The organism is Streptomyces sp. NPDC000983 (genome assembly GCF_040299205.1).
In the GTDB taxonomy this organism is placed as follows: domain Bacteria; phylum Actinomycetota; class Actinomycetes; order Streptomycetales; family Streptomycetaceae; genus Streptomyces.
Window position 1 is genome coordinate 136,310 of record NZ_JBEPBM010000004.1, and the last position, 13,184, is coordinate 149,493.

The window sequence follows — 13,184 nt, forward strand, 5'->3', positions numbered from 1 at the left end:
ACGCGCATGCCCGATCGGAACCCGGTCACCGAACCGGAGAAGGTGCAGTTCATCTGGTTCGGCGAGGAGCTGAGCGACAACGCGAGACTGGGACTGGCGGCGCTGAGCCAGCGGTTCCCCAACTCGCAGAAGGAACTGGTGGTGATGCCCCGCCGGTCTCCCGGCGAGACCGGACGCCTCCGTGTGGAAGAGCTCATGCAGGGGTACGGCGCCGAGGCGGAGCAGCACGGCGTCGAGGTGGTGGACATCCGCGACCGCACCGGCCAACTCGCCGCGGCCGTCGGGCCGAAGTACAACAAGCAGACCCTCGACGACATCTTCAGCATGGAGATGGGCAACCGGGGCGCCATCGCCGCCAAGGACCTCGCCACCTTCGCGCTGCGGGGCACCGAGACGGGACTGAGCGTCGACCTGTCACACCACCGTATGACGGAAACGGAGTGGGACGCGGTACAGAACTCCCCCCGGTTCTCCCCGGAAGTGGTCGCGCCGTTCGACTACTCCACCGCCGAGTTGAAGGTCGTCGACCTGTCACACGGCGCGGACGCCAACATGCGGCACGTACTGAACGCGAGCTTCATGCCGATGACGCAGCAGCACGACGACGCCGGCATCGAACCGCAGATGATGCCCCACCTCGACGTGTTCGCCATGTACACCCGTGCGGGGACGAAGGGGCAGGAGGTGGCCAAGGCGGCGGCGAGTCAGCACATCGGTTACCTCGCCCAGATATCCCAGAACGAGGTGGGCAAGGACAACGTCAGCTTCCGACCGGGGGACGACAACAAGCGGTTCCGTCCCGACAGCATCAATCTCGCCGACGACAACCTCCTGGGCGCCAAGTACAACACCCAGGACCCCAGCCGGGTCGACATCATCGGCCGCATGGCGGTCAGCGCGCTCGCCGACGGCATCCACCTCGTCTACGGCAGGCCCGTGACGCCGCCCGGACAGACCCAGCAGGACATGCCCGTGCTCCAGGTGGATCAGCAGACCTGGAGGGACGTCACGATGCAGGCGTACCAGGTCGGCCAGGTGCGGGTGCTACCCCAGCTGAGCCTGGGCAAGGACAACCAGAACAGCTGGCGCACCGATCCCACGAACGATCCGGGCCAGGTGACCGATCTCGCCATGGACCGCAACGTCACCCTGGTGCAGGCCAGCAACTTCGGCGTCCGCGAGGCGGCCGCGCTCGGCATGGAAGGGCTGAACAGGCCGGCGCACCTCCCCTACGAGGTGCACCAGTCCACCTCGGCGGACCACTCGCCGCGGCGCACGCCGAGTCCCCCGACCGAGGTGGACGTGAACCAGCTCCGCCAGCAGGTCGCCGCGATGACCATGCCCCGCACCCCCTCCCCGGAGGGACAGGGCCTGACCGACGCCGCCGTCGCGCCGCCTCCCGGGCAGGCTCCGGTGAGGCGGGCGGCGAGTATGGGCTGAGAACCGGAGGCGTCGCCCCCGCCCGTGCGAGCCGGGCGGGGGCGACACCGTCGGGTGTCCGGTGTCACCGCTTCTTGGGCGCCGACGGCCCCGGGGCCCCCGCCATCCACTTCATCCAGCTGGGCGGCTCGGCCCGCTTCTTGTCCTTGTGCCGGCGCTCGGAGGATTCGCCGTGGTGCCGTGACTCGCGCGACTCCCGCTGTTCGGCCGGCGGGTCGCTGGGCACCCGCTCGGCCCGTTGGAGGGCGGGCCCGTCGTAGTCCGAGGAGGCGGTGCTCGGGGTCTTGCTGACGTTGCCCTGCCCCGGGTTGAACGATTGGACGTTGCCGACCGGAGGGAGGGGCTGTCCGTAGCCCGCCCACGTTCCGCCCTGGGGCACGGAGGTGCGCGCGAGGTCGCTCACCGCCACCTGGGGCGGGAAGTACCCGCCGGGCGACGGAGGAGCCATCTGGGAGAAGTCGTCGGCCAGCTGGGACACGTCGTACTGTTCCTGTGTGGTGGCGGCCATGGACCGCTCCGGCGAGCTGGAGTCGCTGCCCCTGCGCTCCTGCTCCGCCTCCAGGGCCCGGAGCTTGTAGTCGAGGGTCGCGCTCGCCAGCAGCTCCGCGCCCTGCCGCGCTCCGGCACTCGCCGGCGAGGTACGCCCGGCCAGCGCCTCGTCGGAGCCGTTCCTGGAGAGCTGGTTGGTCACCACCCGGGAGAGCTGCTCGGGGCTGGAGGAGATGACGCCGGCGATCTGCGGGGGAGCGGACCCCGGGTCGGACAGGACGACAACCGTGTACGGCTTGTCGAAGACCTCGTGGAAGTTGTGCAGCGAGTACTCGTCCGAGGACCCGCTCGAAGCGCTGTCCGTGGAGCTCTGGGCCTCTGCGCGCTGACGGTTGTGCCAACGGGTCTGCTTGGTCCAGAACTCCGGGTCCGTGGGCCGGGGCAGATTGTCGAAGGAGTCCTGCGATCGCACGTCGAAACCCGCCACCGTGTCCAATGTCCAGGTACGCGAGTCGGTCGGGTCCCCGACGATGTTCATCACGTTGACCCGCAGCGGGGGGACCTCACCGGCCTCGATCCTGTCCCGCAGAAGCGGCCACTCCAGACGGGTCAGCACGCTGTTGTCGACGATGCCGTCCAGCACCAGCGCCTTCACCGGTCCGTCCAGACCGTCCACGTAGTGGGTGGAGAAGTTCTCCCAGAGCTTGCCCATGGTGGGGGAGTCCGACCACTTCTCGAACCCGAAGTTCTTCCCGTCGAACAGCTTGCCCGGGACCGACGTCTCCAGAATCAGCCCCTGGTCCGCGGCTGCCCGCTTCGCGGCGGGACCCGGCTCGGTCTTGGACCACAGGTACCCGTGGGCGGCCGCCTCCTCCGCCTTGGCGGCACGCGCCTCGCGGAAACCGTGGTCATTGCGGTGCGCGCGCCACCAGGAGGCCGGGACGTGAAAGGCGTGCTTGCGGTCGAACTGGCCGATCAGCGCGTCGACCTGCTGCTGCCCCGTCCAGTTGGCGTTGGGCGTGTGCCCCTGGCTGATCCAGGTGCCCTCCTGCTGGAGCTTGTCGAGGTAGCCGTTGAGCGAGGTCATGAACGTCGAGTCTTTGTGCAGGTTGTAGCGGCGCAGGCTCTGGTTGAGATCGGCTCTGTCGCGGTCGAACTGTGCCTGGTTGAAGCCCGCCATCGTGAGCCCTCCTCTTCGACGGTGCCGGACGGGTGTTGTGAGTCCCCAACGGGCCCGGATCCGGGTGCGGTTCAACGGGCGTCGGCTTGAACCGCTTGTCGCACACGGGCGTTGTCCTGCCGACACCCCGCGCGCCAGGGAGGCACCCATGAGATTCATCCTGTACCAGGAGGGCACGGAGTACGGTCGCACGCTGCGCAGGCTGACCCTCTGGGTCCACCATGTGCTGCTGCCGGTCTACGGCAGGGAGGTCACCTCCTCGGCCCCGTGGTGTTCCCGCTGGTGGGAGCATCCGGAGGCGGTGGCCCAGCTGCACGCGCTGTGGCTCGCCTGGGAGGAGCTGACCGAGTCCGACACTCCCGGCAGCGGGCCCGTCACCTGGCACCGGGACTGTCTGGGGCCGGTCATGCACAGCCTCAGAGATCCGGCCGGCCCGTTCGCGGGCTGCAAGCCCGGGGCGCACCGCGTGAAGGAGAAGCCCCCCGTCGACGCCGTCGACCCGTTCGGCGGGGCGTCCGAGGACCCGGAGGAATGAACCGAACCCGGCCACGGGCCGTTGTGCCTGCCGAACCGGCACCGTCGTACGACCGGGCCGGCATCCCGCAGTGGACAGGTCTCGGAGGTAAGCCCATGCCAGTACCGCAGCCGGCTGTTCCCCTGCCCCCGCAAGGGCTGTTGGCACGGCGCCGTCCCCGGCCGCTCCCGCCGGACCGGGCGACCGGGCGGCCCGGTCCCGCGCCGCGGCTTGCCCCGGCGCCGCTGCCCGCCGGACTGCTTCCCCTGCCGCCGGGATTCGAGCCGGTCCCGGAGACGGCCGCGGCCCAACGGCCGGGCAGCCACCACCGGGCGTCCGCCCGGCGGGCGGGCTGAAACCGGCGCCGAGCGGTGAGGGGCGGCCCGCCCCTCACCGCGCTCACGCGTCCGGCCGCACCACCCCGAGGATCTCCATCGACGCCACCGGCGAGATGTACACCCAACGCCCCGGTCGCGGGGCCTGGATGACCTCGCCGTCGCCGATGTAGAGGGCCACATGGCTGGCGTCGTCGTAGTAGATGATCAGGTCACCCGGGCGCATGTTCTCGACCGGGACGCGGGTCAGTTGACGCCACTGCTCCTCGGAGGTGCGGGGGATGGTGACACCCGCGTACAGCCAGGCCTGGGAGGTCAGGCCCGAGCAGTCGAAGGAGTCGGGGCCCTCGGCACCCCAGACGTAGGGTTTGCCGATCTGCCGGGTGGCGAAGGCGATGGCCTTGCGGCCCGCCTTCGTGGCCTCGGTGCCGACCTGGTCGAGGATGCCGGACTCCTCCCACTCCGCCTGTGCCTCCTCGGCCTCCTTCTCCTCCAACTCGGCCAGTTCCCTGCGCTGTTCCGCCTTCAGGCGGGACTCCAGCCGTTTCGCCGACGCGATGTTCTTCTCGATCGTCCGGCGCTCGGCGGCCCGTGCGCGACGGCTGCCGCGCAGGGTGTCCAGCTCCTCCGAGGCGTCGGTCTTGCGGGTGCGCAGGTCGTCCTCGGTGTCGGCCAGCGCGGTCAGCACACCCAGGGTGGACTGCTGCGCCCGCCGGGCCAGCGAGGCGTTGTGCAGGGCGTTCTCGGGCTCGCTCGACAGGGCGAACTGCACCTCGGCGGGCAGGCCGCCGGACCGGTACTGGGCGCGTGCCGCGGCCCCGGCCAGCGAGGTCAGCCGGTCCAGCCGGGTCTCGGCCGCCGTGATCCGGGCGGTCAGGGTACGGACCCGCTTCTCCTGCGCGGTCACCTCCTCGTCGACGGCGTTGTACTTCTCCGTGGCGCGTTCGGCCTGGCGGTACAGGCGGCGGAGTTCGGCCTGCACCTCGGGGAGGGTCGAGGGCTCGCCGTGGGCGGGCTGCTGGACCGTCGCCGTCAGGACGCAGGCCAGGGTGACGGCGACCGCCGTCCGGCGGCCGTGGGCGTGCAGGGTACGGCTCAGCTGGCTCATCCGGCCGGAGCTCCCTTCGTGGACCGGGTACGGGACGTGGTTCGTCATGGATCGTTCGCACAACGCGCCCGCACCGTCCGGTGGTTCAACCCGGGTGAACCGGTGCCGGTCCGGGGCCCGTTGTGCCCTGCGTGGCAGCCGGGGCGGTGGCCGGGACGGTGAAGGGACGTGCATGGACGCGAAGTTGCTGCTGCTGGCACTGAGTACGGGGTTCGGCTTCGGCTTCCTGGTGCTGGCGGTGCGGGCCTCGCTGGCGGCGGTCGGGCTGTGGACGCGCGGACTGCGCGTGCCGGGCGTGGTCGCCGCGCGGGCCGCGGCGGACCGGCGGCCCGGCGGACTGGTGGTGTTCTCCGACCACCTCGGGCGGCGCCTCGTGCTCGATCCGGGCCGGTACGGGCCGCTGTGCGGGCTGCCGCCGGTCGGCGGCGAGGTCGTCGTGGTCTACGCGCGGCGCCGGCCGACGGCGGCCCGGCTGTGGACCCTGCGCCATCTGCTGGCCCCGTCGTTCGGGTGGTTCGTGTCCTCGACGGTGACCTTCGGAGCCGGTGTCGTGGTGGCGTCGTGACTGCCACGGGCTCCAGCCCGCGTCTGGGCGAACTCGACGTGCTGCGTGGCTTCGCCCTGTTCGGCATCCTGCTGGTCAACGCGCAGATGGCGGCCGGGCCCTGGCCGGCGTCCGGCGGCGGGCCGGACGCCTCGGCGCTGGACAGGGGAGTGGCCTGGGCGGTGACCGCGCTGGCCGCCACCAAGTTCTACCTGCTGTTCTCGTTCCTGTTCGGCTACGGCTTCGTGCTACAGGAGCGGTCCGCCCGGCGGGCCGGCACCGCCTTCGCGCCCCGCCATCTGCGGCGCGCGGCGGGGCTGTTCGCGCTCGGCGCCGCCCACGCCGTGCTGCTGTACCCGGGCGACATCCTGATGGCCTACGCGGCCCTGTCCCTGCCGCTGTACGCACTGCGCGGACTGACCCCGCGCGGCGCCCTGCGCCTCGCCGCCGGTCTGGTGGCGGCGTTGTCGGCGCTGCTGCTCGCCTACGGACTGGCGACGGTCGCGCTCACCGGGCCCCTCGCCCCCGACCGGTCCATGTTCGAGGCCGCCGTCGCCGCCCACCGCGGTGACGCCCTGTCGGTGCCGGCCGCCCATCTGCGGGACCTCCCGGCGGCGATCGGCGCCAACCTCCTGTTCTCGGCCGACATCCTGGCGGCCTTCCTGGCGGGCCTCGCGGCGGCCAGGGCCCGGCTGGTCGAACGGCGCGGCCGGGACCGGGCATGGCTGCGCGGCGTCGTCGTACGGTGGCTGCCGCTCGGCCTGGCCGGTGGCGTGGTCACCGCCTGCTGTGTGAACGGGCCCTGGGACAGCCGCTGGTTCCACGTCGGTTACGCGGTGGCCGTCCTGACCGCGCCCGCGCTGACGGCGGCGTACGCCTGCGGGCTGCTTCTGCTGGTGGGGGCGGTGGGCCCGGCGGCGGCCCGTCCGCTCGCCGCCGCCGGGCGCCTGGCCCTGACCCACTACCTCACCCAGTCGCTCGTCCTCGCCTGTGTCTTCACCGGCTACGGCCTCGGCCTCTACGGCCGGACCGGCGCCGCCGCGGTCCTCGCGGGCTGCGTCGTGCTGTACGGCGCCCAACTCGCCCTGAGCGCACGGCTGTCGGGGCGGGTGCGGTACGGGCCGGCGGAGTGGCTGCTGCGGACGGTCACCCGGGCAGGGCGCCCTCCCGCTTGCCCAGGTCCACTCCCGGCAGACGGCGTGCGGCACGCTCGGTGATGGCCGCCGTCTCCGCCTTCGCCGCCGCCGAGATGGCGGCCGCACCGGGCTCCTTGTACCAGGGGCGCAGCCGGATCAGGGCGGGCCGCACACCCGTGGCGAGGAGCAGCGCGGTGCCCTTGGGCAGGGCACGGATGCGGTCGGGCGGCAGGACGGCCTCCTGACGGTAGGAGTAGGAGCGGGACGTGCCGTCCTTGCTGCGCGACACGCTCGGGGTGCGCACGTCGTGCTGGCCGACCAGCGTGGAGATCTTCTGCACGAAGTCGGCGTCGTCCAGGCCCGCGCCGAGGAGTTTCACGGTGGCCGCGCTCCACAGCGCGTCCATGCCGACCTCGCCCCACACGCGGGCGCCCTGCCGGTAACTCTGGAGCAGGGTGACGACGTTGATGCCGCGGGAGCCGAAGTGCGAGTACAGGTCGGGCAGATCGGAGATCCGGCACACGTTGGCGGCCTCGTCCAGGACCGCGGTCAGCGGCGGATCGAGCCGGCCGCCCATCCGTTCCGCGGCGACCACACCCGCCCGCATCGTGGCGTCGGCGAGGCCCGCGATGACGCCCGCCGCGGACCCACCGCCGTCCTTGGACAGCAGGTAGAGGGTGTCGTGGCCGAGTACGTGCTCGTGCGGGCGGAACTCGGGCAGCTCGGGGTCGGGGGTGACCCAGGCGAGGATCTCGGGGTCGAGCAGACAGGAGACGGTCTGCCGGGCCGTCTCGAAGATGCCGTCCCGGGTCTCCACGGCGCCGCGGACCGTGCCCTGCAACTGCTCGGCCATCGCGATCAGACCGGAGTCGCGCAGCAGGTCGACCGGGGTGCGGTCGGCGGGGTCGGCGAGCCAGCCCAGCAGGTCCACGACCGACGCCTTCCCCCGGGCGGCGGCGAGGAACAGCGCGGTGAGGGTGTTCTGGGCGGCCGAGATCCAGAAGTCCTTGCTCGCGGTGTCGTCGTTGACGGACGCCACGAAGTGCCCGGACAGCCGGCGGGCGCCCTCGATGGTGTGGCACTCGCCGAGCAGGTTCCACCACATGGCGCGCGGGGTGTGCGCGATGCCCTGCGGGTCGAACGTCCACACCGTGCCGGCCTCCTCACGCGCGGCGCGGGTGACGGCGTACACGTCCGACTTGTTGGACGTGAGCAGCACGGCGCCCTGGGCGCGCAGCACCCGGGGCACGGCGATACCGGTGGACTTGCCGGCCCGGGGCGCCATCAGGTCCAGTTCCACGTCCTCGTAACTGCTGCGCAGTTCGGGGCCGCTCGGGTCGAGGTCGCCGAGGAGGTTGCCGGTCTCGTCCGGGTGGACCTCCTGGCGGCCCTTGAGGCTCGGGCGCAGTTCCCGGGCGCGGGCCTCGATGCCCTTGGGGCACATCGCGGCCAGTTCACGGCGGCCCGCCAGGCCCTTGGGGCGGGACGCGCGGTTCATCAGGAGCCGTACGAGAAGGGCGACGGGGACCGCGATGAGCGCCAGCAGGGCGAACATGCCCGCGTAGACCGCGGCGGCCGGCGCGGCGGGCCACAGCGAGGCGGGGCCGTCGGTGGTGAGGCGGACGACGGTGGACAGGGCGAACGGCGGGCCGTCGAAGCCGTGGCCGGTCAGGCCCGCGCCGAGGGTGCCGCCGGACCAGACCACCCCGAACAGGGCCAGGCCCGTACCGGCGAGCCCGACGATCGCCCAGGGCAGTTGCTCGTGGTAGCCGCCGCCCGCGTGCGGACCGCTCATGCCGTCCACCTCCCGTCCGCCACCGTCGCGCCCGGCAGATGCGGGGCGTCGTCCTGGGCGGCCCGCGCGACCCGCGCCGCGGCCCGGGACACGGCCTGCTCGACGCTCTCCTCGTTCGGCGTCCAGCGGGTGTTGGTGTTGTGCAGTCTGCGCTCGGCGTCGGTGATGGCGACCTTGATGGGGATGCCCGGCCGGCCACCGACCTTGATCAGGAACCGGCCGCGGCCCGGCGGCTCCTCGTGCTCGCCGGAGACACCCCAGCCCGGCGGGGACGACCAGGACGACACCAGTTCGATCTCCCGCCGGGACAGGCCCACCACCTTCCCGAGGTCCTCCATCTCGGCCCGGGGCAGACCCGCGCACACCACCATCCCGGCCCGCTCCACGAAGCCGCGCGCCTTGGCCCGGTCGGAGTCGGTGCCCAGGGCCTCGGCGTCCTTCAGGGTGTGCGTGATCTTGGCGTCGCCGAGGCCGAGGGAGCGGTTGAGGCGGGTCAGGGCGTCGATGCGGTCGACGATGCCGGAGGCGGCCCGCAGCGGGCGCCACAGCTCGTCGAGCACGGTGAAGAACCAGCGGCGGGGCGTGAGTCCGGCGTCCGCGAGGGCGTGCGAGGCGGCCACCGCGCCCAGTCCGTCGGACCACGCGGCGAGCATCGCGGCGGCGGTCAGCTGGGTGTCGGCCTCGCCGATGCCGGAGATGTCGATGCACACCGCCGGGGCGGCGGGATCGATCCGGGTCGACGTCTCGGAGGAGAAGGTGTCGCCCAGCGGGCCGTCCAGGATGCCGAGCAGGGAGCGGTGCAGCGGGTCGACGGCGTCCCGGTAGCGGGCGTCGTCGCCGCGGTCCAGGGTGACCGCGCGGACCCGGTCGGGGCCCTCGGTGAGCACCCGCAGCAGATCGGGCAGCAGCACCGTGGAACCCACCGGGGTGCGTTCGCGCAGATGGTGCAGGCAGGCGCTGAGCACGGACTGCTCGTGGTCGTCCATCGGCCGGCCGCGCACGATGGTGATGAGCGCGGCGACCATGTTCAGCACCCGGCCGTGCGTCTCGGCCTTCAGCACCTCACCGGCCTCGCCGCCGATCCGCGCGGCCGCCTCGCCCATCGCGCCCGGGTCGAGGACGTTGATGCCGCCCCGCCCGCGCCCGATGGAGATGACCTGCCCGCCCAGCGCCCGCACGGTGTCGGCGTAGTCGGGCTTGAGGTCGCCGAGCACCAGCGGTACGACACCGGTCGCGGCGAGCCCGATCAGCATCCGGTTGACGAGCGTGGACTTGCCCAGACCCGGCATCCCGAGCATGAACAGCGACGGGTTGGAGATGTAGCGGGCCCGGGTGAACCAGCTCAACGGGTCGCCGCAGACCGTGGCACCGGTGAACAGGTGCTGCCCCAGCGGTACGCCCGTCATGGGCGACCCGGAACCCGCGGCGAACGGCCACATGCCGCACGCCTGCACGGTGGTGGCGCGCCACATGGTCGGCGGGTCCATGTAGCCGACCCGGCCACCGCCGGGACCCATCCAGCCGCGGGGCGGCACATACAGCTCCCGGGGCCGGGAGGTCTTCGCCGCCTTCTTCTGGGAGGCCCGGCCCGGCTTCGCCGGCTTCTGCGTCCAGGACGGGTCCCGCGCGTCCACGCCCGAGGCGAGCGCCTCGCGGGCCCGCTTCTCGGCGAGCCGGTCGGCCTGCTCGGCCTTCTTCTCCTCGCTGCGACGGCTCACAGCGCCTCCTGCAGTTCGTGCGGGATGAGGGTCTGCTCCCACGGGAGGATCCCGGCGGGCAGGGTGCAGGTGAACGCCGCCGCCTGCATGCGGTCGGCGGGCCGCATCAGCACCCGGGACGCGGCGGTCAGGTTGCGGATCGTGACGCTGGCGTCGGCCAGTTCCGAGGCGCTGTCGACGGTGACCGTCAGCATGAGCGAGAACTCCACCAGCCCCGCGCCGGACGCCTCCTCCGCCGCGGTCTGCTCCGCCGCCCGCATCTCCGAGGCGGCGCGCGCCTGCACCATGCCCCGGCCGGACGTCGCCATGAACTGGGCGCTGCGCCGGTCGGCCTCGACGATCCGCGCCGACGTGGCCGGGTCGATGGGCCGGTAGACCAGCGCGACCCGCTTGCGGCGGGTGCCGGGGGCCGCCTCCAGCAGGCCCCGCAGCACCGAGGAGCGGACCGTGCCGCGCGGCGCCAGCGTCAGCAGCCAGGTCCGGGACACCCCCGAGTCGTGCTGGTAGCTGTTCACCGTCTCGACCGCGGCGGCCGGTCCCGCGTCGTCCCACTCCAGGCCCGTCCCGCCGTGCCGGGCACGGGCGTCCAGGACGTCGGCGGCGACCGCCGGGTCGTAGGCGACCCGCACGACCTCGGCGATCCGCTCCGCCGACAGCGGGTACGCCGAGCCGCCGCCGGCCGCGACCAGCCCGCTGAGCAGGCCCGGGACCCGGATCGCGAGGTCGGAGATCACATCCTCCGGCTTGCGCCGCTGACCGGGCGGCACCCCGTAGGTGAGGGTGACGTAGGTGTGCATCTCCGAGGAGGCGGTCGGATAGCGCTCCACGACCTCCTCCATCACCGCGCGGGCCGCGGCCGGCGCGTCGGGGTGGATGCGGGGCAGCACCTCGTGGGCGAGCCGGGTGCCCGAGTCGGGGGCGGTCTCCACGATCAGCGAGGCACCGCGCAGCCCGGGCTCGTGGGCCAGCCGGGCCAGCCACTCGCCCCACAGCGCCACCCACACGTCGACCTGGTCGGAGTCGACCAGCGCGCCGCCGTCGGGGTCGCAGCCCAGCACGATCGTGTACAGGTTGCGGGCCGGGTGGTGCAGGACGCCGAACGGCCGGTCGTAGGCGTCCCGGCTCTCCGTCGCGGTGACCTTGTTCAGCAGGCCCGGCGGGCGGAACCGGCCGCCCGGCCGGGCGGACAGCGGACCGGAGACGTACAGGTGCGCGCCCTTCGCCTTGCGGCGCCACCAGCCGATGCGCAGGGTCATCAACTGGTAGACGTTGCGCCCGTCCTGGGTGCGGATGGCCAGCGGCACCAGGAACACCGTGACGGGCACCGCCACGACCAGCGCGGCGTACAGCGAGACCAGCGAGGCGAGCAGGGTCAGGACCAGTCCGCCGAAGACACCGAAGGTGCCGACGAGACCGAGGGGGCCGAGCCCCGGCCGCCGTGGCCGGCGCCAGTTCCCGTAGGTCGGATGGGTGACGGCTTCCGTGGACATGAGGGTCCGGTTTCCCTTCGATAAGTGACGGTGGCGCGGGGCCGGCCCGGCAGCGGCCGGAGGAGCGCGCGCAGTGGGGAAGACCGCCGAACTCCCAGGGGGGAGCGGGAGTTCGGCGGTCGATCGGAGGGCGGCGCCGGGAGCCCGGGGGGCGGGGTCCCGGCGCCGCCGGGCGGGGTCACCTGCTGCCGTTGTGCCCCATCTCGCCGTCGGCGCCGTCGATGGCGCCCGTGACGGTGCCGCCGACGACCTGCGCCGCGGTCACCGCGGCGGCGACCGCCGCGCCGGCCGGTCCTGCGGCCGCCGCGGCCCGGCCCGCGCCCGCGGCCGCTCCCGAGCCGCCTCCGCCCGCGCCGGCCCCGGAGGGTCCGCCCCAGCCCGAGCCGCTCGAACCGGGCCCGCCCTGCGACCCGTTGCCGCCCGCCGGGCCGCCGGGACCGGCCGCCCCGGCCGCGCCGCCCTGAGAGCCGCCCGAACTGCCCGCCCCGGACGGGCCCTTCGGGCCGGTCCCGCCGGTCTGGCCCCCGGAACCGCCGCTGCCGCCGCCCCCGCCGACCGGACGGGCGCCGGTCGCCAGCGCACCCGCCGCCGACAGCGCCCCGGACACCGGGTTGCCGCTGCCGAGCGCGGCCGTCGCCGGCACCACCAGCTTCAGCAGCGCGGGCAGCGAGATCGCGGAGAGCAGCATCAGACCGATACCGGCGATGCGTTCGTTGACGTCACCGCCCTGACCACCCTGGCTGATCATGGCCGAACCCGAGTACAGGACGAGACCGGCGGCCGGCTTGTACAGCAGCCAGGCGATCATCCAGCCGATGTGCTTGCGCCACCAGCCCGATCCCCAGTCCGTCATCGAGGCCGCGGCGGCCAGCGGAAGCGTGCCCAGGAGGATGATCATCACACCGAGCCGGATGTACATCAGGATGGTGTGGATGATCCCCGAGATCAGCAGCAGGAACGCCAGCACCAGCAGCAGGAACGACTGGATGGTGCCACCGCTGCTGCACGCCCCGACGTTCTGCAGCTGCGCCTGCGCACCCGCGTTGAACAGGTACGTGGCGTAGTCGTCGGCGACGGCCGCGGCGGCCGTGACGACGGTGGTGGCGGCGCCGGAGACCACGATGACCCGCAGGATGCCCTTCAGGGCGGTCACACCGGCGGTGCCGCGCCGTTCCAGCGCCATCCGGATCGAGGCGAAGATCAGCGAGCCGACGGCGAGGTAGACCACCAGCCACTGGGTCTGGCTGCCGATGTCCTTCGCCGTCGCCGTCCCCGTCAGCGTCGGCACTCCGGTGATCAGGGCCCCGAACACCGCGATCGCACCCGCGAGGATGGTGTTCGCGATCAGCTCGATGACGGTCCCGATCGGGTTGCCGAGAAAGTCGAAGAAGCCCTTGATCAGGTCGATGACCGGATTGCCGGTCGGGCAGTTCAC

10 protein-coding genes are annotated in these 13,184 nt (G+C 73.0%); 4 read left to right on the plus strand and 6 right to left on the minus strand.

Features of this window, described 5'->3' with window-relative positions:
* Window positions 1–6 precede the first annotated feature (6 nt).
* On the plus strand, window positions 7–1,440 hold the full coding sequence (locus tag ABT296_RS06275) for a hypothetical protein (protein WP_351923799.1): 1,434 nt from the start codon (window positions 7–9) through the stop codon (window positions 1,438–1,440).
* 64 nt (window positions 1,441–1,504) lie between these two features.
* Here the strand turns inward: ABT296_RS06275 and ABT296_RS06280 are convergent, their stop codons facing one another.
* A complete protein-coding gene (locus ABT296_RS06280; protein WP_351923801.1) occupies window positions 1,505–3,109 on the minus strand; it encodes a hypothetical protein in 1,605 nt (534 codons plus the stop codon).
* 148 nt (window positions 3,110–3,257) lie between these two features.
* Here ABT296_RS06280 and ABT296_RS06285 point away from each other — a divergent pair, with 148 nt between their 5' ends.
* Window positions 3,258–3,644, plus strand: coding sequence for a DUF4913 domain-containing protein (locus ABT296_RS06285; RefSeq protein ID WP_351923803.1), 387 nt, complete (start codon window positions 3,258–3,260; stop codon window positions 3,642–3,644).
* Between the two features lie 378 nt (window positions 3,645–4,022).
* Here ABT296_RS06285 and ABT296_RS06290 read toward each other — a convergent pair whose 3' ends face one another.
* On the minus strand, window positions 4,023–5,066 hold the full coding sequence (locus ABT296_RS06290; protein WP_351923805.1) for a C40 family peptidase: 1,044 nt from the start codon (window positions 5,064–5,066) through the stop codon (window positions 4,023–4,025).
* Window positions 5,067–5,238: 172 nt separating this feature from the next.
* On the opposite strand from ABT296_RS06290, the gene ABT296_RS06295 reads away from it, so the two are divergent.
* Together ABT296_RS06295 and ABT296_RS06300 are read left to right on the plus strand one after the other, a co-directional pair.
* The gene (locus ABT296_RS06295) at window positions 5,239–5,631 is read left to right on the plus strand and encodes a hypothetical protein (protein WP_351923807.1); all 393 of its coding nucleotides are present in this window, start codon (window positions 5,239–5,241) and stop codon (window positions 5,629–5,631) included.
* Complete coding sequence (locus ABT296_RS06300) at window positions 5,628–6,827, plus strand: DUF418 domain-containing protein (RefSeq protein WP_351923810.1); 1,200 nt, start codon at window positions 5,628–5,630, stop codon at window positions 6,825–6,827. Before ABT296_RS06295 ends, ABT296_RS06300 begins: the two co-directional genes overlap by 4 nt.
* On the opposite strand, the gene ABT296_RS06305 is transcribed toward ABT296_RS06300, so the two are convergent.
* The 4 genes from ABT296_RS06305 to ABT296_RS06320 all read right to left on the minus strand — a co-directional run bounded on the left by ABT296_RS06305 (window position 6,757) and on the right by ABT296_RS06320 (window position 13,184).
* Window positions 6,757–8,541: a type IV secretory system conjugative DNA transfer family protein gene (locus ABT296_RS06305; protein ID WP_351923812.1), complete on the minus strand. Its 1,785-nt coding sequence runs from the start codon at window positions 8,539–8,541 to the stop codon at window positions 6,757–6,759. The two genes, ABT296_RS06300 and ABT296_RS06305, sit on opposite strands and share 71 nt — an antisense overlap.
* A complete protein-coding gene (locus tag ABT296_RS06310; protein WP_502977196.1) occupies window positions 8,538–10,058 on the minus strand; it encodes a putative type IV secretion/conjugal transfer ATPase in 1,521 nt (506 codons plus the stop codon). Before ABT296_RS06310 ends, ABT296_RS06305 begins: the two co-directional genes overlap by 4 nt.
* Window positions 10,059–10,255: 197 nt before the next feature.
* Window positions 10,256–11,749: an SCO6880 family protein gene (locus ABT296_RS06315; RefSeq protein WP_351923816.1), complete on the minus strand. Its 1,494-nt coding sequence runs from the start codon at window positions 11,747–11,749 to the stop codon at window positions 10,256–10,258.
* A gap of 178 nt (window positions 11,750–11,927) precedes the next feature.
* Complete coding sequence (locus ABT296_RS06320) at window positions 11,928–13,184, minus strand: hypothetical protein (protein WP_351923818.1); 1,257 nt, start codon at window positions 13,182–13,184, stop codon at window positions 11,928–11,930.